General features: G+C 52.2%; 14 protein-coding genes. 11 read left to right on the top strand and 3 right to left on the bottom strand.

Going from position 1 to position 22,082, the window contains the following annotated elements:
• Positions 1 to 237: 237 nt before the first annotated feature.
• From ABLV07_RS10690 to ABLV07_RS10715, 6 genes are all read left to right on the top strand, one after another.
• Positions 238 to 2,718 carry an EAL domain-containing protein gene (locus ABLV07_RS10690; protein ID WP_047063796.1) on the top strand — a complete coding sequence of 827 codons (2,481 nt, stop codon included), beginning with the start codon at positions 238 to 240 and terminating at the stop codon, positions 2,716 to 2,718.
• 27 nt (positions 2,719 to 2,745) lie between these two features.
• A complete protein-coding gene (locus tag ABLV07_RS10695) occupies positions 2,746 to 5,328 on the top strand; it encodes an EAL domain-containing protein (RefSeq protein ID WP_047063798.1) in 2,583 nt (860 codons plus the stop codon).
• A gap of 208 nt (positions 5,329 to 5,536) precedes the next feature.
• Entirely contained in the window at positions 5,537 to 6,439 is a 903-nt protein-coding gene (rluB, locus tag ABLV07_RS10700; RefSeq protein ID WP_015366215.1) for a 23S rRNA pseudouridine(2605) synthase RluB, read from the top strand.
• A 175-nt stretch (positions 6,440 to 6,614) separates the two neighbouring features.
• Positions 6,615 to 7,976 (top strand): MFS transporter, encoded by a 1,362-nt coding sequence (locus ABLV07_RS10705; protein WP_032708278.1) that lies wholly within the window; start codon positions 6,615 to 6,617, stop codon positions 7,974 to 7,976.
• An 18-nt stretch (positions 7,977 to 7,994) separates the two neighbouring features.
• Positions 7,995 to 10,343 (top strand): glycoside hydrolase family 3 C-terminal domain-containing protein, encoded by a 2,349-nt coding sequence (locus ABLV07_RS10710; protein ID WP_316501986.1) that lies wholly within the window; start codon positions 7,995 to 7,997, stop codon positions 10,341 to 10,343.
• Between the two features lie 25 nt (positions 10,344 to 10,368).
• Positions 10,369 to 11,343 (top strand): AraC family transcriptional regulator, encoded by a 975-nt coding sequence (locus ABLV07_RS10715; protein ID WP_015366218.1) that lies wholly within the window; start codon positions 10,369 to 10,371, stop codon positions 11,341 to 11,343.
• On the opposite strand, the gene cobO is transcribed toward ABLV07_RS10715, so the two are convergent.
• Both cobO and ABLV07_RS10725 read right to left on the bottom strand, forming a co-directional pair.
• A complete protein-coding gene (gene cobO / locus ABLV07_RS10720) occupies positions 11,315 to 11,905 on the bottom strand; it encodes a cob(I)yrinic acid a,c-diamide adenosyltransferase (RefSeq protein ID WP_015366219.1) in 591 nt (196 codons plus the stop codon). The two genes, ABLV07_RS10715 and cobO, sit on opposite strands and share 29 nt — an antisense overlap.
• Positions 11,902 to 12,663, bottom strand: a complete 762-nt coding sequence (locus ABLV07_RS10725; protein WP_015366220.1) for a YciK family oxidoreductase — start codon at positions 12,661 to 12,663, stop codon at positions 11,902 to 11,904. The genes cobO and ABLV07_RS10725 overlap by 4 nt, the downstream gene beginning before the upstream one ends.
• A gap of 251 nt (positions 12,664 to 12,914) precedes the next feature.
• Between ABLV07_RS10725 and sohB the strand changes: the two genes are divergently transcribed.
• Complete coding sequence (gene sohB / locus ABLV07_RS10730) at positions 12,915 to 13,961, top strand: protease SohB (RefSeq protein ID WP_045363798.1); 1,047 nt, start codon at positions 12,915 to 12,917, stop codon at positions 13,959 to 13,961.
• Between the two features lie 81 nt (positions 13,962 to 14,042).
• Here the strand turns inward: sohB and ABLV07_RS10735 are convergent, their stop codons facing one another.
• Complete coding sequence (locus tag ABLV07_RS10735) at positions 14,043 to 14,294, bottom strand: YciN family protein (protein WP_015366222.1); 252 nt, start codon at positions 14,292 to 14,294, stop codon at positions 14,043 to 14,045.
• Positions 14,295 to 14,704: 410 nt separating this feature from the next.
• Here ABLV07_RS10735 and topA point away from each other — a divergent pair, with 410 nt between their 5' ends.
• The 4 genes from topA (at position 14,705) to acnA (ending at position 22,043) form a co-directional block, all read left to right on the top strand.
• Positions 14,705 to 17,302, top strand: coding sequence for a type I DNA topoisomerase (gene topA, locus ABLV07_RS10740; RefSeq protein WP_015366223.1), 2,598 nt, complete (start codon positions 14,705 to 14,707; stop codon positions 17,300 to 17,302).
• A 311-nt stretch (positions 17,303 to 17,613) separates the two neighbouring features.
• Positions 17,614 to 18,588, top strand: a complete 975-nt coding sequence (gene cysB, locus ABLV07_RS10745; RefSeq protein ID WP_015705738.1) for an HTH-type transcriptional regulator CysB — start codon at positions 17,614 to 17,616, stop codon at positions 18,586 to 18,588.
• Between the two features lie 244 nt (positions 18,589 to 18,832).
• Positions 18,833 to 18,991, top strand: a complete 159-nt coding sequence (locus ABLV07_RS10750; RefSeq protein ID WP_020078578.1) for a YmiA family putative membrane protein — start codon at positions 18,833 to 18,835, stop codon at positions 18,989 to 18,991.
• A gap of 379 nt (positions 18,992 to 19,370) precedes the next feature.
• Positions 19,371 to 22,043: an aconitate hydratase AcnA gene (gene acnA / locus ABLV07_RS10755; RefSeq protein WP_047037735.1), complete on the top strand. Its 2,673-nt coding sequence runs from the start codon at positions 19,371 to 19,373 to the stop codon at positions 22,041 to 22,043.
• Positions 22,044 to 22,082 lie beyond the last annotated feature (39 nt).

Genomic DNA, 22,082 nt, shown 5'->3' on the forward strand with positions numbered 1-22,082 from the left:
ATTATTAGTCCGCTTACGATATCACTCATTGATATTGCTTCCAGAAAGAAATTCAACATTATGTATAAGCTGACTATTTAACCCTCTGACGCGTTTAAGCGGAAGAAAGTACTGTTAATTTTTTTCATGCTTTCCAGTGTTACCGTTACCTTATATCTGGTGGGTAAAGTCATACATTAAGCTCTGGTGGTATTCAGTGATAATAATCTTATAATAGTGATTACATACCGTTAATATATGCCAAAGCTGACCCCAAATACCTATCCCATCACCCTGGTAAAAAGCGTGCTGGTGGTTTCACTGCTGGCGCTAATACTGATTATTATCAGTTTGACTGGCTTGTTTAACTATCAGTCGCGTCAGGTCAGTAGTGCCATTGATAAAAAAATCATTGGTTCTCAGTATGCGTTTATTCAGCATAAACTTGAGGATGCCGTCGATCGCCCACGACAAATAACGAATCTATTTTTACAATATATTCAGGGCGAAAATAACAACATCGATAAGGATACTTTAGTTCCTGAAATGGTGTATTTGACGGCGAGCGCGTTTAAAACCATGCCCGCCTTCCAGAGCCTGTCGTGGTTTGCGGAAAATGGCTCCAGTATTGCTGTTATTCGTGACAATCATAGTAATCAAATTTATTTACAACGAACCCAGCGTGATAATCATCACTCCTTGGTTAAATACAGCGGGTTAAGCCCGCAGACCAATATTGTCAACGTCAATAACGCGTTTAATGTTGCTGATTTACCGCAGTTTCGCCGCGCTCGCCAGCAAACGCAAGGTTTCTGGCAACGCTCTCTCTCTACCGGCAGTTTGATCATGAGCTGGAACCAGCCAGTGTACGATAAACAAGGCCGCTTCATCGGGGCGATCGCCAGCGGCGCCACACCTGCAGATATGACCGCTTATTTACAGAGTCTCCTGCCGGATAAAAGCTATGCTCTTCTGCTTATCGATGACAACAATCGCATTGTCGCGCGTTCCGGCAACCAACATAAATGGCAGCAGGACCGCCAATTGATAGCAAAGCTTACCTCGGCGCAGCCGTCGCCGACGTCATTTTCCTTGCGTACAGAGGACGAGTCTTTGTTGGCGACCGCCTTTAGCGTGCAGGACCGCCAACATCTGCTGAACTGGAAGGCGGTACTTATCGCGCCACAGCATGCGGAAATGGCGGAAATGAATAAACAGCGTCAACTTGTGACCTTCGCCACGACACTGTTTATTTTTATTCTGATATTGATTCTGATGATGATTATTTCTCATTTCACCGGCGCCTTAAAGGACGTTGCAGATAAAGTGCGTCTGGGGTTAATGCCGTGGAATAAACCAACTAAACGCGTATTTCCGGAAATAGCATCGTTGGATGCAGCATTGAGCAACCTGTATGCAATTATTCCAGACACTTTCGAATCTAAACGCCGGAAGCTGGAAGAAGATAGCGAAACCGGTTTTTTAACCCGTAGCGGTTTACTGCATTGTGAGTCGCTGTACCGTCATCGCAATATGCTGGCGATGGTATACGTTAACAACTACAACTCGGTTAAGAATGTGCTCGGTACGACTCAGGCCCGACAGTTTATTCACCAGTTTACTTTACGCCTTCGCAAAATATTGCCTGAAGGGGCACTATGTTGTCGTGATCGAGAAGACTTGTTCATTATCGCTTTTGATGGCATGTATGCCGAAAAGGATGTCGACTGGTACAGCGCGCTACTTGCTTCTGTTTTTCGTATGTCTGCTTCTGATATGCCCGGCGAATCGCATATATTTACTGGCCATATTGGCATGTTGATTGAATCATTAACCCCAGAGAACATCGGCGAATGTCTGATGAATGTTAGTCTGGCTTTACAGCATGCCCAGATGGAGCGTAGCGGCACGAGTAAACTTTTCACGGCCGCCATGCGTGAAGAGGAAGTGAATAATCTGCGTCTGCATCAGGCGTTATGCGACGATCTCCATTCGGAAGGTTTCCATCTGGTTTTGCAGCCGATCGTTTCATTTGAATCGCAGCGGCCTTGTAAAGAAGGTGAATGCCTGATCCGCTGGCAATCAAATGTGTTGGGTTTCGTGCCGCCCGACAAATTTATCGCCCTTGCCGAGCACACCGGCATGATTGTGCCGTTAGGGAAATGGATAATTGAAACCGCCTGTCGTGAACTTGCCGCGTTTATCACGCGCGGCGCGCCGCGTGATTTTAAACTGCACGTCAATATCTCGGCAATTCAGCTTCAGCAACCTGATTTTGCTCAGCATCTGCTGGAATCAATTCACGCTAATGATTTGATGAACAGCAATATTTGTCTTGAAATCACCGAAAGCGTCTTGCTGCATGACACGTGGCGAATTGTCGAAATACTGGCTTATCTACGTCGTCTTGGCGTATGTATCGCGATTGATGATTTTGGTTCCGGTTATTCCAGCCTCTCGTATCTGCATTCGCTGCCATTTGATTGTCTGAAGATTGACCGCGGGTTTGTCAGCAATGTGCTTGATGATAAAAAAAACGAAGCGGTTATCGCCTCGGTGTTAATGTTGGCGCGAAGTTTTTCCGTGCCGCTGGTGGCCGAAGGCGTTGAAACGCGCGAAATGGCAGAAAAACTGCAGGAGATGGGCTGTGATTTGGCCCAGGGATATTATTATTCCCGGCCGAAAACGTTTGATAGTTTTGACGTCGCCAATGGGTTTTTCGTTGTTGAACCGGAATGATGAGATAGACCAACGGCGATAATAACGATGCAAATATTAAAAAAACAGCTTTCGGTCAACAGCTACCCGTTCACCCTAACTCAGGCCATCATATTTACCTTAGCCACGACAATTCTCGTCGTGCTGCTGACGACATATGCTTTTCTCTACTACGAAGGTTATGCTTTTTTTGATGAGGTGAGTGAGGATATTCTGCGTGCGAAAAGAGTCAATATCGAGGAAGTCATCCACGATTATATTGATGTTCCCGCCCAATCGAACGCGATACTGGTTCATGCGATCGGACGTCAATCCAGTACTGCGATCCCGGTTCGCAGCCTGATCGGCGAAATGGTCAATACCACCAATAACGTCTTCAGCAACAAACATTATCTGAATCTGGTCGGATTTGGCGCGGTCAATGGCGATTTTATTCAAGTGGCGCGCGGCCAGGCCGAGTCGAATGATTATCTTGCGGTAAAAGATGCGCAAACAGATCACCATCTGACGGCGTATAGTCACCTGACGGTGAACTCATTGGAAAAAGCGGTGCTTGCGGATTATCAAATAACGCAGCGCGAATGGTATGCGGCGGTTGCCAAAGACCAGCGTCCGCACTGGACAAAACCCTTTCGCGATTATGAATATGAAAATGAAATTGGCGTTGCGTTCAGCTCACCGGCATTCAATCGCCAGGGACAGTTTGTTGGCGTCGTCGCCAGCGAGTTGCACCTCAACGAACTAAATAAAAGTCTGGAAAAATTTAAACCCCATCCTGAAAGTATTCTGCTGATTGTTAATGAAAAAAATGAGCTCATTTCTTCATCAGTGCCATCATTGACGCGAAATATGCTGGCCGGGGGGAAACACTCACGGCTGAATCTACAAACGCTTGAAAACACTCATTTACCGGTTGTTGTGGCAGCCAGTCGCACGTTAAAAGCGAATCACCATACGGGATTGCAGTTTTTCAGTTCCGGCAAAGAAGAATATTATGTTGATGCTTTTCCAATCACCGACCGTGATGACATATTGCACTGGACGGGGATTGTGATTAGCCCGGCGAGAATGATTACCCATACCATCATTAAATATATAGCCATTACCATGAGCATGCTGTTTGTCATTTTTGTACTTGGTCTGCTGGTGGTTTTCTATGGCCTGGCGAAGGTGGTAAAACCTCTGCGAGATATTGTCCGTAAAGCGGATCAGCTTGCGACGCACCGCTGGACGCCGCCAGATAATAAGCGACATTTCCCGGAAATAGCCTCTCTGGAAACCACATTTATGGCGCTATCGCATAAGCTGGCAGAAAGTTTCGACGCCCAACGGCGTGAAATAGAGGAGGATAAAACCACCGGGTTATTCTCACGGACAGGGTTACTGCGTCAGACATCGCTATATCAAGGTAGAAACCTGCTCGCGCTGGTGCATATCAGTAATATGAACGCTATTATCAATTCCTTAAGTACGGAGTATGGTGAAAAATTTATTAGCGATTATATTCTTCGCCTGCATAATTTACTGCCGACGAATACGCTGATTGCCCGCGATACAGTGGATAAGCTCATCGTGGTTTTTCCAGGACAAACTCAGCCAAAAGAGCGTCAGCGCTACAGAGAACTGCTCTCCTCACTATTTATCGACGTCAATAATGAAGCGTCTCCTACGGCAAGCAAATACGTTTATACCGGCAATATTGGCCTGGTGAAGACTGAGATCCACGCAGAGAATATTGAACAAACGTTGCGTGAGGCATGGATTGCATTACGCCATGCGCAGAAACAGGGAAACGGCGTTGCGACGTTTTTCAGCGGCGAGATGCATGAGGCTGAGCTTTATAATATCCAACTCCATGAGCATCTTCATGATGCGATCCAGCAACATGAATTTCATCTGATGCTACAGCCAATTGTGGATTTGCAGGATCAAAGCGCTTTTCAGGAAGGAGAATGTTTGCTTCGCTGGCGCTCCGAAACGGTAGGCGAAATTCCTCCCGATCGTTTCCTCCCCCTGGCGGAAGAGAGCGGGTTGATAATCCCGCTGGGACGCTGGATTATTGAACAGGCCTGTCGGGAACTTTCCGCGATGATTCTCCGCGGGGCGCCGGCGAACTTTATTCTGCATATCAACGTATCGGCGATTCAACTCCTGCAACAGGATTTTGCCTGGCATTTAATGGATGCGATTTATCGTCATGGGCTGGTCACGGGCAATATTTGTCTTGAGATAACCGAACGGTTATTGATGAATGATGCTGTGCGAATTAGCCGGATGATTGCTTATCTCCGCCGCCATGGTATTGCCGTCGCGCTGGATGATTTTGGCGTCAATTTATCCAGTTTGCCTTATTTACATACGCTGTCATTTGATAGCATCAAAATTGACCGCCGTCTGATTTGCCAATTTGCCGATGATGATAAAGCAGAATCGATGATTGCATCGCTGATTGTGCTGGCTCAGGGGTTTAAGGTACCCGTCGTTGCTGAGGGTATTGAAGATGAGGCGATAAAAAACCAGTTACGCGACCTCGGTTGCCAGAAAGCGCAAGGTTATCTGTTTGGTCACCCGGCGCCATTTGCCGACTTTCCCTTCCTGGCAAGTGCATTGACGGCGAGCGATAATCTATAGACAGAGAAATGTATCGCAGTGAAGCATTCATTTTGAAGTTAGTGTAGTATGTTCGCCCACGCAGGCGCGCGCGCTGTTTTACAGTGCTGACGAATGGCGCCTTAAAATGTGTAAAGTATTTATATAACAACAGGTTGGTGGTTTTATATGGCCTGTTGTTGCCAAAGCATATCAGACGCCTGGGAAGGCGACACCTAAAGGAAGCTCTATGAGCGAGAAATTACAGAAAGTGCTGGCTCGTGCTGGCCATGGCTCCCGCCGCGAAATTGAAACTATCATCGAAGCTGGACGCGTCAGCGTGGATGGTAAGATCGCAACCCTCGGCGATCGTGTTGAAATCGTACCTGGTTTGAAAATCCGTATCGACGGTCATCTTATTTCGGTAAAAGAATCTGCCGAGCAAATTTGTCGGGTATTGGCCTATTACAAACCAGAAGGCGAACTCTGCACCCGTAACGATCCGGAAGGGCGCCCAACGGTTTTCGACCGTCTGCCGAAACTGCGCGGCGCGCGCTGGATTGCGGTAGGTCGCCTCGATGTGAACACCTGCGGCCTGCTGCTGTTTACCACCGATGGTGAACTGGCGAACCGTTTGATGCACCCAAGCCGCGAAGTTGAGCGTGAATACGCCGTCCGCGTTTTCGGCCAGGTCGATGAAGACAAACTGCGCCAGCTGGCGCGTGGCGTACAGTTAGAAGATGGCCCTGCAGCGTTTAAAACGATTAAGTTCACCGGCGGTGAAGGGATCAACCAATGGTATAACGTTACCTTGACCGAAGGGCGCAACCGCGAAGTGCGTCGCCTGTGGGAAGCCGTCGGCGTTCAGGTCAGCCGTCTTATCCGCGTACGCTACGGCGATATTCTGCTGCCGAAAGGCCTGCCGCGCGGCGGCTGGACTGAACTGGATCTGGCGCAGACCAACTATCTTCGTGAACTGGTGGAGCTGCCAGCGGAAACCGAAAGCAAAGTAGCGGTGGAGAAAGATCGCCGTCGTATGAAAGCGAATCAAATCCGCCGCGCCGTCAAGCGTCATAGCCAGACCAGCGGCAATCCTCGCCAGGGGAATAACGGCAACCGCCGTTCCAGCACCCGCAACAAGACTAACGGCTAATGCTGTACATTCCGGCGGGTTCCCGCCGGGATGCTCCTCTTTTCCCTCGCTTGTGACATTTTTCACACTTTCGCATAAAGACAAGAAACAGGAATTACGCAGACAAATAACGCAAAGTGATGTTATTAGCGTCGCCATATACTGTCGGCACTGATTACAAAACAGGTAGCCCGCAATGAGTACAACAACAAAGTTATCGGCAAGCTATGTGGTCATCGGCGTAAAAGAAAAGATAGGCTATGGCTTAGGCGATTTCGCCTCTAATTTATCGTTCGGTTTTGTCTCGTTATTCTTACTGTTTTTTTATACGAATGTTTATGGCATCAGCGCGGTACAGGCGAGTCTGATCTTTGTGATTGCCCGGGTGATTGACGCAATTTTTAATATCCTGATTGGCTTTGCAATTGATAAAACGCAGAGTAAATATGGCAAATTGCGTCCCTGGCTATTATATGGTGCGATACCGTTAGGCTTTTTAACCGTGTTGTGTTTTGTGCCATTTGGCGGGGAAGCTAAATTTTATTTCGCGCTGGCCTCCTATACCATCTATTGCCTGGCCTATACGGCGGTTAACACACCTTATTCGGCATTGACCAATCGCTTGACGCAGCATGAGGCCTCGCGTTCGTCGCTGTCGGTATATCGCTTTGTGTTGGCTATTGTCGGGTATCTGATTGTTTCCACAACGGCAGACTGGCTGATTTCGCCCTTTAACGACAAACAAATGGGCTATGTCTTTGCCGTTTCCTGCTTTGCACTGTTAGCGACTTTTATGTTTCTTGCCTGTTTTGGCATGACCAAAGAACGCGTTGGTGAAGAGGATAAAATGAATGCGCCGACGCTTCGCGAAATGTTCCGTGCGGTATTAGGTAATGCACCACTGATTCATCTTTCATTATTTACCGTGTTTTTCTATATCGCCTATACCGTATGGATGGCGATCGCTATTTACTTTATTAAATACATTATCGGTAGCGAAGGGTTTACCGCTACTTTCTTCATGATTCAGTCTGGCGCTTATATTATTGGAACCATAATCTCTGAGAAAGTGATTGCGTTAATGGGGAAAAAGAAAATGGCGCTTCTGGCGTTGTTAATTGGCGTGCTGGGAGTGCTGATGCAATATTTCATTGCTGGTAATAACCTGTGGCTGATAATGATTGGCGTGTGTCTTTACAGCATTACGCTTGGCATGGGCTTTGTCGCCATGTGGTCGATGATTGCCGACACCGTCGAATATGCTGAATGGCATCACGGTGTACGCTCTGAGGGCGCCATCTACGGTTTCTTTAACTTCATCACCAAAATTGCGATGGCGATTGGCGGCGGCTGCGCGGGCTGGATGCTGGATCTCTATCACTATGATGCGGGTAATGTGACCAGCGATGCGATTAATGGCATCAATATTCTGATGACGCTTTTCCCCGGCGCAATGTTCGCCATCAGCGCCATCTTCGTGGCCTGCTATGCGTTAGATGAAAAAACCTATCGCGATATCGTGCAGAAAATCAGCCTGCGTAAGCAAAACGCGCTTTAACCTCAAGGAGTCAGAGAGATGAACAACGATTTTAGTACCGTTATCGCCGCCATGTCGGTAGAGGAAAAAGTGGCGCTGCTGACCGGCAGCGGCCTGTGGCGCACGGCATCGATGCCGCAGCACGATATCCCCGATATCGTGATGACCGATGGTACCTACGGCGTGCGCTATAGCAGCGCGCAAATAGATGGCAATGAAAAGTGGAGCATGGATGACTTCATCTCGGTGATTACCCAAACCGCCGACCAGGCCAGCGCCGACGAGCCTGTCGCCAAGGGCGGCAGCGAAGCGTTGTTCAGCGCCTCGCTGCCGGCCACCTGTTTTCCGAATGGCTCCAGTCTGGCCTGTAGCTGGGATGTTGAACTGGTACGGGAGATGGGCGAAGCGCTGGGTCGCGAATGCCAACAGATGGGGGTGGGTATTCTATTGGGGCCGGGAATTAACATTCGGCGCACCCCGCTGGCTGGACGCGGCTATGAATACTATTCAGAGGACCCGGTCGTTAGCGGGGATATCGCCGCGGCACTGATTAACGGCTTACAGGCCGAAGGCGTCGGCGCCAGCCTTAAACATTTTGCCGCCAATAACTCCGAGTATCGGCGTACCGAAATGGATTCGATTATTGAGGAGCGGGCGCTGCGTGAAATCTATCTCGCCGGATTTCAACGAGCGATCGCCAAATCCCAGCCCTGGACGGTGATGTCTTCTTATAACCGTCTAAATGGCGTTCAAACATCGCAGGATCCGTTCTTACTGACCCAGGTATTGCGTGATGAATGGGGGTATGACGGTCTGGTGATGTCCGACTGGTACGGTATTAAAGATCGCCCGGCATCGCTGCTTGCCGGCAATGACCTGGCGATGCCGGAAACCCGCCGGGACAAACAAACCCTGCTGGCGGCAATCTCCAGCGGCGAGGTACCGATGCCAGTGATCGACCAGGCGTGTCTGCGGATGCTGGAACTGGTTGATAAAGTGCAACGACATCGCCGGCCGCACACGCGTGCTGACTTTGCCGCACACCATGCGTTATCGCAGCGTTTAGCGGCAGAATCCATCGTATTGCTGAAAAATGAAGACAACCTGCTGCCGCTGAAGCCACACAAAACGCCGCGCATCGCGGTGATCGGTAAACCCGCTCAGGAGCCGGTTATTCAGGGCTCGGGTTGTGCCACCACGGTTCCCTATTTACTCGACCGTCCGCTGGATGAGATTTTCGATCTTGCCGGGGATGACTTTAAGGTCACTTGGGCGCCGGGCGCGCCAGACGACAATCAAAGCGACGAGCAGGCGCTGGCGCAGGCGCGTGACGTCGCCGGAGCCGCCGATGTGGCAGTGATTTTTGTCAGCACGGCGGTCGGTGAAGATGGCGAGAATGGCGATCGCCAGGATCTGAATATTCTTCCCGCGCACGAACAGCTGATCCGTGAGGTCGCCGGGGTACAGCCAAACCTGGTTGTGGTGTTGGCCAACAGCGATGCGGTGGTGATGCCATGGCTTGGCGAATGCCGGGCGCTGCTGGAAACCTTCTTCGCCGGACAGGGGATGGGGCGCGCCGTGGCTGAAATTCTCTTCGGTAAGCGCAACCCCTGCGGTAAGCTAACCGTCACGGTGCCAAATACTCTCGAAGAGACGCCTGCCTGGCTACAGTATCCGGGGGAAAACCTGCGCCATCACTATGGCGAGGGCCTATTTGTCGGCTATCGCTATTACGATAAACGCCTTCTTTCGCCGCGTTTCCCGTTTGGCTTTGGCCTGAGCTATACCCAATTCAGCTATGCCAATCTTGCGCTTTCCGCATCGCGGCTTGCCGAAGGCGAAACCCTGCATGTCGCCTTTGATTTAACGAATATCGGCGATTGCGAGGGCAAGGAGATTGTACAGCTGTATGTTACGGCCCCGAAAGGGGAGCTGATCCGCGAGGTTCGCGCGCTGAAAGCCTTTAGCAAAGTGTCGTTGCTGGCAGGGGAAACGCGTCGCGTTGAGCTTGCGCTGCCCGTCGCTGATTTAGCCTGCTATCATCCAGGGCTGGCGGATTGGCTGGTGACCCCAGGGCAGTGGCAAATCTACGTGGGTGCCTCGTCTCGCGATCTTCCCTTAACGGCAAGCGTTGAGATTGATTGCCCTGCGCGCTACGTACCGCTGCGCGACGACAATTCTCTGCAGCAGCTTATTCAACAGCCAGAAGCCTTTGCCCGCGTGGTAGCGCTGATATCGGCGAAGAGCGGGGTAGCGCCAGACCTGGTACGTGAAAAGCTTATCCGCCTGGCGCCAGATCTGTTCTGTGGTTTGCTGATTGCATTGACTGAGTTCCTGGCGCTGGATATCGATCGCGACGAACTCAATGCCGTGCTGGCGGGTCATTAATCAACAAAAGTTCAGGAGGTACTCCGTGTTCCCGTTTTCAGTGACGCATCCCCGTCAGGTGACACAAAGCGGGCAGCCGGCGACCAATAGCGGCTACGAGCTGATCGCCTTCGACGCTGAGAAACTCAACGTCTTCGCCGCCGAGGTGCGCTACTGCGAACCTCACTGGCACCCGGCGCCGGAGCTTATCACCGTCCTGCATGGCGGTTTCACGCTGGCCGTCGGCCAGCGGGAGTGGCAATTGCGCGCGGGCGATATGTTGTATATCAACGCGGAGGAGGTGCATTCACTCAGCGCGGAGATGCCCGGTAGCCAACTGGTCACCGTGCAGTTTTCGCCAGGTCTGTTTGATGAAATGCATCCTTCTCCGCGGCTGGAGTGGTGTACCGCCGGGCGTATTGCGCAGAGCGTGGATTGGCAGGTGCGCCAGCGGTTAACGGCGCTGCTGCAACAGCTTGTCGATAACCGTACGCCATTCCAGCGTATCGCGGCGATATATTTGCTGCTTGATGCGCTAGTGACGGCAGGAGAGCCGCAGGAGCGGGAGGAGAGCTCGCTACGCGAAGAGTCGATGATTAAAAAAGGCATTGATTATATTAATCTGCATTACGACCGGCCATTGACCTTGAGCGAAGTGGCAGAGCACAGCGGCATGAGCTATTCGTGGTTTTCCCGGCTGTTTAAGCGGGTGAGTCGTTACAACTTTAAAGAGTATCTGACCCTGGTGCGGCTGAATAAGGCTCGCAATCTACTGCGTGATACGCGTACGCCGATCACCGAAATCAGCCATAGCTGCGGTTTTCAGGAGCACAAATACCTGATCGCCGCCTTTAACAAATACTGCGGACTGACGCCGACCGAGTACCGCAAACGCTTTGTTTCGCGGCAAAACGTCCTCGACCAGCAGCTGGCGCTCGGCGAGGACTGCGTATGCCTGCCATTAAACGGCCAACTGCTGGCGAGGCTGGCGGTTAGTAATCAATCCCCATCTGCGCTTTGACCCCGGCGTCAAAGGCGTGCTTTACCGGGCGTAGTTCGCTGACGGTGTCGGCTATCTCGATAATCTCGCGGTGGCAGCCGCGGCCGGTAATCATCACCGTTTGATGCGCTGGGCGGTTGCGCAGCGCCGTCAGCACCTCTTCCAGCGGCAGATAGTCGTAAGCCACCATGTAGGTCAGTTCATCCAGTAGTACCAGATCCAGGCTATCGTCGGCGAGCATCCGGCGCCCGTGCTGCCAGACATCGAGGCAGGCGGCGGTATCGCTGTCGCGATTTTGCGTATCCCAGGTAAAGCCGGTGGCCATCACCTGGAACTCGACGCCGTGCGGCTCCAGCAAATTACGCTCACCGTTAGGCCAGGTACCTTTGATGAATTGCACCACGCCGGCTTTTTTACCGTGTCCAACCGCGCGGGTGACGGTACCGAAGGCGGCGGTGGTTTTGCCTTTGCCGTTACCGGTAAATACCATGATCAAGCCGCGTTCTTGCTGGGCGGCGGCGACCCGCGCATCGACTTTGTCTTTTACCCGCTGCTGGCGCTCGCGGTAGCGTTGATCGCTCATTGGGAGATCCCTGGTTTACGCCCCGGCTGGGCATCGAAGGTCATACCGGTTTTGCGCCGGCTATCGTCGCCCATCAGCCATAAATAGACCGGCATGATATCGGCGGGGGTTTTCAGCTTTTGCGGATCTTCTGTCGGGAAGGCGCTGGCGCGCATTTTGGTACGCGTACCGCCGGGATTAATACAATTTACCCGCAGATGACGGCTTTGGTACTCTTCGGCCAGGACCTGCATCATCCCTTCGGTAGCGAATTTAGAGGCCGCGTAGGCGCCCCAGTTGGCGCGGCCCTGGCGGCCAACGCTGGAAGAGGTAAACACCAGCGAGCCGGAATCGGACTTGAGTAATAAAGGAAGAAGCGCCTGGGTGAGCATAAACGTGCCGTTAACGTTTACCTGCATCACCTGCTGCCATACCTCAGGATCCTGCTGGTCCATCGGACAGACGTCGCCAAGCAGGCCGGCATTGTGCAGCACGCCGTCAAGGCGCGGGTAGTGAATCGCGATTTTCTGCGCCAGCTGCTGGCACTCCTGCGGCGTGCAGGTCAACAGGTCGAGGGTGAACCAGCGTGCCGCAATACCGCCAGCCTGTTCAATTTCTTGCGCGACCCCGCGCAGTTTTTCTTCATTGCGACCAACCAGGACCACGCTTGCGCTGTAGCGCGCATAGGTGAGGGCGGCTTCACGGCCAATGCCGTCGCTGGCGCCGGTGACCAGAATGATACGGTCTTTAAGTAGGTGATATTGCGGTTGATAGTGCACGGCGACTCCTCTGCTGGCCTGCGTACGGCCATGTCTTATTCGGTATCTTACTTTTGCGCTTTATGCCTCAAACGATTGATGATTGCAATCAGTCAAAGGGAAACTCTTCGCAGAATTAATATCTTGCAACGATTTCATTGCGACAAAAAAAACGGGAATGCGCCTCGCAGCGCACGGAAAGCGCAGAGACTTGATGATAAAGGCTGATGTACACTGTGCGTCAACGTCAGTGCTTTACACAAGGTGAAAACGTGGAATTACTTGCTCAGTACGGCTTATTTTTAGCCAAGGCTGCGACTATCGTCGTCGCCATTGCGGTTATCGCCGCCATTATCGTTAATCTGACTCAGCGTAAGAAGCAGCGCGGCGAGCTGCGGGTAACGAATCTTAGCGAGCAATATAAGGAGATGAAAGAAGAGCTGGCGGTGGCGCTACTGGATGGCCCGCAGCAAAAACTCTGGCATAAAGCGCAGAAGAAAAAACATAAGCAGGAAGCCAAACAGGCCAAAGCCCGGGCAAAATTGGGTACCGCGGAACCCAGCGGCAAGGCGCGTGTCTGGGTGCTGGATTTCAAAGGCAGTATGGATGCTCACGAGGTAAGCGGCCTGCGCGAAGAAATTACGGCGGTGCTGGCTTCGGCGAAGGCGCGCGACCAGGTGGTGGTGCGTCTGGAAAGCCCTGGCGGAGTGGTTCACGGCTATGGCCTGGCGGCTTCGCAGCTGCAGCGCTTACGTGATAAACAAATCCCGCTAACGGTCGCGGTCGATAAGGTCGCTGCCAGCGGCGGCTATATGATGGCCTGCGTGGCGAACAAAATCGTCTGCGCGCCGTTTGCTATCCTTGGCTCGATTGGCGTAGTGGCGCAGATCCCCAACATCAATCGCTTCCTGAAAAACAAAGACATCGATATTGAACTCCATACCGCCGGGCAATATAAACGCACGTTAACCATGTTGGGCGAGAACACCGAGGAAGGTCGACAGAAGTTTCGCGACGATCTCAATGAAACCCATCAGCTTTTTAAAGATTTCGTCCATCAGATGCGCCCGTCGCTGGATATCGAAAAGGTGGCGACCGGCGAGCACTGGTACGGCGTGCAGGCGCTGGAAAAAGGGCTGGCGGATGCGGTACAAACCAGCGATGAACTCCTGTTGAGCATGATGGATAATCACGATGTGATTAGCGTGCGTTATCAGCAGCGTAAGAAATTGCTCGATCGCGTTACCGGGAGCGCGGCGGAAAGCGCTGACCGTCTATTGTTGCGCTGGTGGCAGCGTGGACAAAAACCGTTAATGTAATAAAAACAACGCGAGGCTGATACCTCGCGTTGTTTTTTCTGGCTGGCTTAAGCCGAGAGCCGGCCCATCAATGACTGGCGGTTAATCAACCAGGTGATACTTATCTGACAACTCATGAGCGAGATACTTGAACATGTTAAATACGGCAGTGCTCTTCGCTGTCGGCAAACCTTGTTCATCAAGATAAAACTCGCCGCTGAACACCAAAACCCCGTTACGCTGAACGACGTTGGTGGCTTCAATTCCGGCTAACGTATCTTCATGATCGCGAATGAGTTGGTTGGCAATTTCAAGTAACGCCTGGCGTTCGATGGGTTGGGTTGTACCTTGCATAACGGACTCCTGTAGTTCTTCGCCGGTAGTCTACGCCGCGAGAGGGCAACGGGCAAATTTTCCATTGATTGTGCAGGGGTAATTGCAACTGGCTAAGAAACATCACTTTACTGGCGGAGTTAGCTTTTGCATGCTAATAAAGTTGCGTAACGAATTTTATCAGGTACAGTGTGACGCTTTCAGCGATCTGGCAACAGATTTGCTTGACATTCGGCCAAAAATTCTTCGTGCTATGCAACCTGGCTCGCAAAAGCCAGCAAACTCAGCTATCTGGTTTTATGGATGTGAAACTGGGCGTGCAGAGGGTTGATATCCATCGACGTGGCCGCAACATATCAGGCACGTCGCTAGTGGATGGTGAATCAATGTGCGATGTATTCCTGGATGAATTAAATTAGGTAAAGGTGAATATGGGTAAAGCTCTCGTTATCGTTGAGTCCCCGGCAAAAGCCAAAACGATCAATAAGTATCTGGGTAATGACTACGTGGTGAAATCCAGCGTCGGTCATATCCGCGATTTGCCGACCAGTGGCTCAGCTTCCAAAAAGAGCGCCGACTCTACCTCCACCAAAGGGGCTAAAAAGCCTAAAAAGGATGAACGTGGCGCTCTGGTCAACCGCATGGGCGTGGACCCATGGCACGACTGGAATGCGCATTATGAAGTACTTCCGGGTAAAGAAAAGGTAGTTTCAGAACTCAAACAGTTGGCGGAAAAAGCCGACCACATCTATCTCGCAACCGACCTTGACCGCGAAGGGGAAGCCATTGCGTGGCACCTGCGGGAAGTTATCGGTGGTGATGAGCAACGGTACAGCCGCGTGGTGTTTAACGAAATCACCAAAAACGCGATTCGTCAGGCCTTTGAGAAGCCGGGCGAGCTGAATATCGATCGTGTTAATGCCCAGCAGGCGCGTCGCTTTATGGACCGCGTGGTGGGGTATATGGTTTCTCCACTGCTGTGGAAAAAAATTGCCCGCGGTCTGTCCGCAGGACGCGTGCAGTCTGTCGCAGTCCGCCTGGTCGTTGAACGCGAGCGCGAAATTAAAGCCTTCGTTCCGGAAGAGTTCTGGGAGATCGACGCCAGTACTACCACGCCGGGCGGCGATGCATTACCGCTGCAGGTGACTCACAAGAATGACAAGCCGTTCCGTCCGGTTAACCGCGACGAAACCATGGCTGCCGTCGCGCTGCTGGAAAAAGCGCGCTATAGCGTGCTGGAGCGCGAAGATAAGCCGACCAGCAGCAAGCCGGGCGCGCCGTTTATCACCTCCACGCTGCAGCAGGCCGCCAGTACCCGTCTTGGCTTCGGCGTGAAGAAAACCATGATGATGGCCCAGCGTCTTTATGAAGCCGGCCATATTACATACATGCGTACCGACTCAACCAACCTGAGTCAGGATGCGCTGAACATGGTTCGCGGCTATATCGGCGATAACTTCGGCAAAAAATACCTGCCTGAAAACGCGAATCAGTACGCCAGCAAAGAAAATTCGCAGGAAGCGCACGAAGCGATTCGTCCTTCTGACGTGAACGTGATGGCGGAATCGCTGAAAGACATGGAAGCCGATGCGCAGAAATTATATCAACTGATTTGGCGTCAGTTCGTCGCCTGTCAGATGACCCCGGCAAAATACGACTCAACCACCCTGACGGTACAGGCTGGCGAGTTCAAACTGAAAGCCCGCGGACGTACGCTGCGCTTTGACGGCTGGACGAAAGTGATGCCCGCGCTGCGTAAAGGCGATGAAGACCGTACGTTACCGGTGGTCAATCAGGGCGACAGCCTGAGCCTGGTGGAACTGACCCCAGCGCAGCACTTCACCAAACCGCCTGCGCGTTTCAGCGAAGCCTCGCTGGTGAAAGAGCTGGAAAAACGCGGCATTGGTCGTCCGTCCACTTATGCGTCGATCATTTCGACCATCCAGGACCGCGGCTATGTACGTGCCGAGAACCGTCGTTTTTACGCTGAAAAGATGGGTGAAATCGTCACCGACCGTCTGGAAGAGAACTTCCGCGATCTGATGAACTACGATTTTACCGCTCAGATGGAAGACCGCCTCGATCAGGTGGCTAATCATCAGGCCGAGTGGAAACAGGTACTGGATAACTTCTTTGGCGATTTCACTTCCCAGCTACAGACGGCTGAGAAGGATCCTGAAGAAGGCGGCATGCAGCCGAACCCAATGGTGCTGACCAGTATCGACTGTCCGACCTGCGGGCGTAAAATGGGCATTCGTACTGCCAGTACCGGGGTATTCCTCGGCTGCTCTGGCTACGCGCTGTCGCCGAAAGAGCGTTGCAAAACCACTATTAACCTGGTACCGGAAAACGAAGTCCTCAACGTGCTGGAAGGCGATGATGCCGAAACCAACGCGCTGCGCGCTAAACGTCGCTGTCAGAAATGCGGCACCGCGATGGACAGTTACCTTATCGATCCGAAGCGCAAACTGCATGTCTGCGGCAACAACCCGACCTGCGATGGCTATGAGATTGAAGAGGGCGAGTTCCGTATCAAAGGCTATGACGGCCCTATCGTGGAGTGTGAGAAATGCGGCTCCGAAATGCACCTGAAAATGGGGCGTTTTGGTAAGTACATGGCTTGTACCAACGACGAGTGTAAAAATACGCGTAAGATCCTGCGTAATGGCGAAGTGGCTCCGCCGAAGGAAGATCCGGTGCCTTTACCGGAACTGCCATGCGAGAAGTCCGACGCTTACTTCGTCCTGCGCGATGGCGCGGCGGGCGTTTTCCTGGCGGCAAACACCTTCCCGAAATCACGTGAAACGCGTGCGCCATTAGTGGAAGAGTTGTACCGCTTCCGCGATCGCCTGCCTGAAAAGCTGCGTTATCTGGCCGATGCGCCGCAGCAGGATCCGGAAGGCAATAAAACGCTGGTACGCTTTAGTCGTAAGACCAAGCAACAGTACGTCTCCTCCGAGAAAGAGGGCAAAGCGACCGGCTGGTCCGCTTTCTTTATCGACGGCAAATGGACTGAAGCGAAAAAGTAACCTTCTGAATGGGCCGCAATGCGGCCCATTTTCTCTCCGATTATCCACGCGCACCGCCTCGTCGCTCCCGCTTTATAACCGACTTATTATTTTTTGTTACCATCTATACACTGTAGATATAAATGATATAGTGGTTATAGAGAATCACTTTTTTATTATCAAATCGTCTTATACATCATCGGTTTCAGGACGCGTTGTGGCGCTGGTTCGGCGCGCCGCAGGGAATGTCTGGCATTTTGCCGCCAGCAGGCAGCAGTCTGAACGTAATGTGTATTAAGCGGATTCATTTTACGCGTTTACGGATATCAGCCATGAAACTACAGCAACTCCGCTACATCGTTGAGGTTGTTAACCATAACCTGAATGTCTCCTCTACCGCCGAAGGTTTGTATACTTCGCAGCCAGGCATCAGCAAGCAGGTGCGGATGCTGGAAGATGAGTTAGGGATTCAGATATTTGCCCGCAGCGGCAAGCATTTAACTCAGGTCACTCCAGCCGGGCAGGAAATTATCCGCATCGCGCGCGAAGTGCTGTCCAAAGTTGAGGCCATTAAATCCGTGGCAGGGGAGCACACCTGGCCGGATAAAGGCTCATTGTACGTCGCCACCACCCATACTCAGGCGCGTTACGCGCTGCCTGGGGTGATTAAGGGCTTTATTGAGCGTTATCCGCGGGTCTCTTTGCATATGCATCAGGGGTCGCCGACGCAGATTGCTGAAGCGGTTTCGAAGGGCAATGCCGACTTTGCCATTGCTACCGAAGCGCTGCATCTGTACGACGATTTGGTGATGCTGCCGTGTTACCACTGGAACCGCTCAATTGTGGTGACCCCGGATCACCCGCTCGCTTCTAAAGGCTCGGTGACCATTGAAGAGCTGGCGCAGTACCCGCTGGTGACTTATACCTTCGGCTTCACCGGACGTTCCGAACTGGATACCGCGTTTAATCGCGCCGGGCTAACTCCGCGTATCGTCTTCACCGCGACTGATGCCGATGTTATCAAAACCTATGTGCGTTTAGGGCTTGGTGTTGGGGTCATTGCCAGCATGGCGGTCGATCCAGTGTCCGATCCGGACCTGGTAAAACTTGATGCCAATGGTATTTTCAGCCACAGCACCACCAAGATAGGCTTCCGCCGAAGCACCTTCCTCAGAAGTTATATGTATGATTTTATTCAGCGTTTTGCGCCACATTTGACGCGGGATGTGGTAGACACAGCCGTGGCGCTACGTTCGAATGAGGATATTGAGGCGATGTTCAAAGATATTAAACTGCCGGAAAAATAATCGTATTGCTAAATGGCATTTCCTCCGGGGAGTGCCATTTTCTATTATGGACCTTATCAGAACTTATAAACCTCGTTGTAATCACATTTCTGCGTATTTCACTTCATTACTTTTTCATTATACCCGCTGCGATCAAAATAACGGCTAAAAGCCTTTTACCTGTTCCCGAATTAGCTGGATCTATTTTATATATCTTATTAAGATTTATCTGTACCTGATGATTTTAGCAATTGGTGGTGATGAAATGATAAACAATATCGATTATACAAAGCTCGCGATGGCATACCAAAGTGACAAAGCGGAAATCGATCCAACGCTGCGCAGTCAGGTCTGGGGCTCACTACTGGTGGGACTTAGCGCTTTCTGGTGCATCGTTGCATTATTCATCTGGATTATTAGCTAAAGCAGTTTATCAGAGAAAGTTATATTTCACTTTTGTGACAAAAGGAGGTTGGTAAAATTAGCACCCGGAATTGTGAAACACTGTGGAAGAAATTATTTTCCGACTTATCAGCTTTAAATGTTAATCCATCCTGAGCTAATCACGGCTTGTCGTGATTAGCTCTTTTTCTATTCCCGCTCAGTGAACAGCTTCGGAACTTACTTACTCTCATCAAATATATCCGCGCTGTAATACTATTCTCGTCAAAATTTCTGAATTGTACGGTTTTGTCAATTTTAGCAATTTGAGTTGTTATCAAAGTGTTATGTCAGGTTTGTGTTATCTTTAATAAAGACCCTGAGGAGTTCAGGGCATGCATCCCTGTGATAAAGGAGGAGCTATGTCGTCAACATTACGAGCAGCCAGTAAGGATACGCTACAGGTCAAAGACAAAACCTACCATTACTACAGCCTGGCGCTGGCCGCTAAACAACTGGGCGATCTCACCCGACTGCCCAAATCTCTCAAAGTTCTGCTTGAAAACCTCCTGCGCTGGCAGGACGGCGATTCGGTCACCGAACAGGACATTCAGGCGCTGGCCGGCTGGCTGGCGACAGCACATGCTGACCGCGAAATCGCTTATCGCCCGGCACGCGTGCTGATGCAGGATTTCACCGGCGTACCGGCGGTGGTCGATTTAGCTGCCATGCGCGAAGCGGTAAAACGTCTGGGCGGCGATACGGCGAAAGTGAATCCGCTCTCGCCGGTTGACCTGGTGATTGACCACTCGGTGACGGTGGACCGTTTTGGTAATGAAAACGCTTTTGAAGACAACGTGCGTCTTGAAATGGAGCGGAACCACGAGCGTTATGCTTTCCTGCGCTGGGGACAGCAGGCCTTTAGCCGCTTTAGCGTTGTGCCGCCGGGTACCGGGATCTGCCACCAGGTGAACCTTGAATATCTCGGCCGTGCCGTCTGGAGCGAACTGCAGAATGGCGAATGGGTGGCGTACCCGGATACGCTGGTGGGTACCGATTCGCACACCACCATGATCAACGGCCTTGGCGTATTAGGGTGGGGCGTCGGTGGGATTGAAGCGGAAGCCGCGATGCTTGGCCAGCCGGTATCCATGCTCATTCCCGATGTCGTTGGTTTCAAGCTGACCGGTAAACTGCGTGAAGGGATCACCGCGACCGACCTGGTGCTGACAGTGACCCAGATGCTGCGCAAACACGGTGTGGTAGGCAAGTTCGTCGAATTCTATGGCGATGGCCTCGACTCGTTACCGCTGGCCGACCGGGCGACCATTGCGAATATGTCGCCGGAATATGGCGCGACCTGCGGATTCTTCCCGATCGATGCAGTGACCCTCAGCTATATGCGCCTGAGCGGGCGCAGCGAAGAGCAGGTGGCGTTGGTTGAAGCTTATGCCAAAGCGCAGGGTATGTGGCGGCAGACGGGCGATGAGCCGGTCTTTACCAGCACCCTGGCGCTGGATATGGGCACGGTTGAGGCCAGCCTCGCCGGGCCGAAACGGCCGCAGGATCGCGTCGCGTTGGGCGATGTGCCGAAAGCGTTTGCCGCCAGTAACGAACTGGAAGTGAATCAAACGCAAAAATCGCGCCAGCCGGTTGATTATACGCTCAATGGGCAACGCTATTCGCTGCCGGAAGGCGCGGTGGCGATTGCGGCAATCACCTCATGTACCAATACCTCCAACCCGAGCGTGCTGATGGCCGCCGGCCTGCTGGCGAAGAACGCCGTTGAGCGCGGCCTGAAACCGCAGCCGTGGGTGAAAGCCTCGCTGGCGCCGGGTTCGAAAGTGGTTTCTGATTATCTGGCGCATGCCGGGTTGACGCCTTATCTTGATGAGTTGGGCTTTAACCTCGTAGGGTACGGTTGCACAACCTGTATCGGTAACTCCGGGCCGCTGCCGGAACCTATCGAAGAGGCAATCAAAAAAGGTGACCTGACCGTCGGCGCAGTGCTCTCCGGCAACCGTAACTTCGAAGGTCGTATCCATCCGCTGGTGAAAACCAACTGGCTGGCGTCGCCACCGCTGGTCGTGGCTTATGCGCTGGCTGGCAATATGAACATTGACCTGACCCGTGAACCGCTCGGCGTCGGTAAAGACGGTAAGCCGGTGTTCCTGAAGGATATCTGGCCGAGCGGCGAGGAGATTGCTCGCGCGGTGCAGCAGGTTTCCACCGACATGTTCCGTAAAGAGTATGCCGAAGTCTTCGAAGGCACCGAGGAGTGGAAAGCGATTCAGGTTGAGCGTTCCGATACCTATCGCTGGCAGGATGACTCTACCTATATTCGCCTGTCGCCGTTCTTTGATGAGATGGAGGTTGAGCCGAAACCGGTAGAAGATATTCACGGCGCCCGGATCCTGGCGATGTTAGGCGATTCAGTGACCACCGACCATATCTCTCCGGCAGGAAGCATCAAGGCAGATAGCCCGGCAGGACGCTATTTGCAGGAGCACGGCGTGGCGCGCGGTGATTTCAACTCTTATGGGTCGCGACGCGGTAACCATGAAGTCATGATGCGCGGCACCTTTGCGAATATCCGTATCCGCAACGAAATGGTGCCGGGCGTGGAAGGGGGAATGACGTGTCATTTGCCGGACACGCAGCCTATCGCCATCTACGATGCGGCTATGCTGTATAAAGCTGAAGGTACCCCTCTGGCGGTGATCGCCGGTAAAGAATATGGCTCAGGCTCCAGCCGCGACTGGGCGGCAAAAGGGCCGCGTCTGTTGGGCGTGCGGGTGGTCATTGCCGAGTCCTTCGAGCGTATTCACCGCTCCAACCTCATTGGCATGGGGATATTACCGCTGGAGTTCCCGCAGGGCGTGACGCGTAAAACGCTACAGCTGACCGGTGAAGAGCGGATCGATATCAGTAACCTGCAGGCGCTGCATCCTGCGGCAACGGTTCCAGTCACGATTACCCGCGCCGATGGACAGCAGGAGGTCATTCAGTGTCGCTGTCGTATCGATACTGCGACAGAACTGACTTACTATCAGAACGACGGCATTCTGCATTATGTGATTCGTAATATGCTGTAAAAGAAAGGGCCAGCGAATGCTGGCCCTGATTCATTCTGG

Origin of the sequence: Klebsiella sp. CN_Kp097, assembly GCF_040064495.1 — a bacterium.
Classification (GTDB): Bacteria; Pseudomonadota; Gammaproteobacteria; order Enterobacterales; family Enterobacteriaceae; genus Klebsiella; species Klebsiella aerogenes.

Excerpts from the sequence above, each read along its gene's own strand:
- ABLV07_RS10690 (WP_047063796.1), top strand. The coding sequence starts at position 238 with ATGCCAAAGCTGACCCCAAATACCTATCCCATCACCCTGGTAAAAAGC.
- ABLV07_RS10695 (WP_047063798.1), top strand. The coding sequence starts at position 2,746 with ATGCAAATATTAAAAAAACAGCTTTCGGTCAACAGCTACCCGTTCACC.
- rluB (WP_015366215.1), top strand. The coding sequence starts at position 5,537 with ATGAGCGAGAAATTACAGAAAGTGCTGGCTCGTGCTGGCCATGGCTCC.
- ABLV07_RS10705 (WP_032708278.1), top strand. The coding sequence starts at position 6,615 with ATGAGTACAACAACAAAGTTATCGGCAAGCTATGTGGTCATCGGCGTA.
- ABLV07_RS10710 (WP_316501986.1), top strand. The coding sequence starts at position 7,995 with ATGAACAACGATTTTAGTACCGTTATCGCCGCCATGTCGGTAGAGGAA.
- cobO (WP_015366219.1), bottom strand. The coding sequence starts at position 11,905 with ATGAGCGATCAACGCTACCGCGAGCGCCAGCAGCGGGTAAAAGACAAA.
- ABLV07_RS10735 (WP_015366222.1), bottom strand. The coding sequence starts at position 14,294 with ATGCAAGGTACAACCCAACCCATCGAACGCCAGGCGTTACTTGAAATT.
- topA (WP_015366223.1), top strand. The coding sequence starts at position 14,705 with ATGGGTAAAGCTCTCGTTATCGTTGAGTCCCCGGCAAAAGCCAAAACG.
- cysB (WP_015705738.1), top strand. The coding sequence starts at position 17,614 with ATGAAACTACAGCAACTCCGCTACATCGTTGAGGTTGTTAACCATAAC.
- ABLV07_RS10750 (WP_020078578.1), top strand. The coding sequence starts at position 18,833 with ATGATAAACAATATCGATTATACAAAGCTCGCGATGGCATACCAAAGT.
- acnA (WP_047037735.1), top strand. The coding sequence starts at position 19,371 with ATGTCGTCAACATTACGAGCAGCCAGTAAGGATACGCTACAGGTCAAA.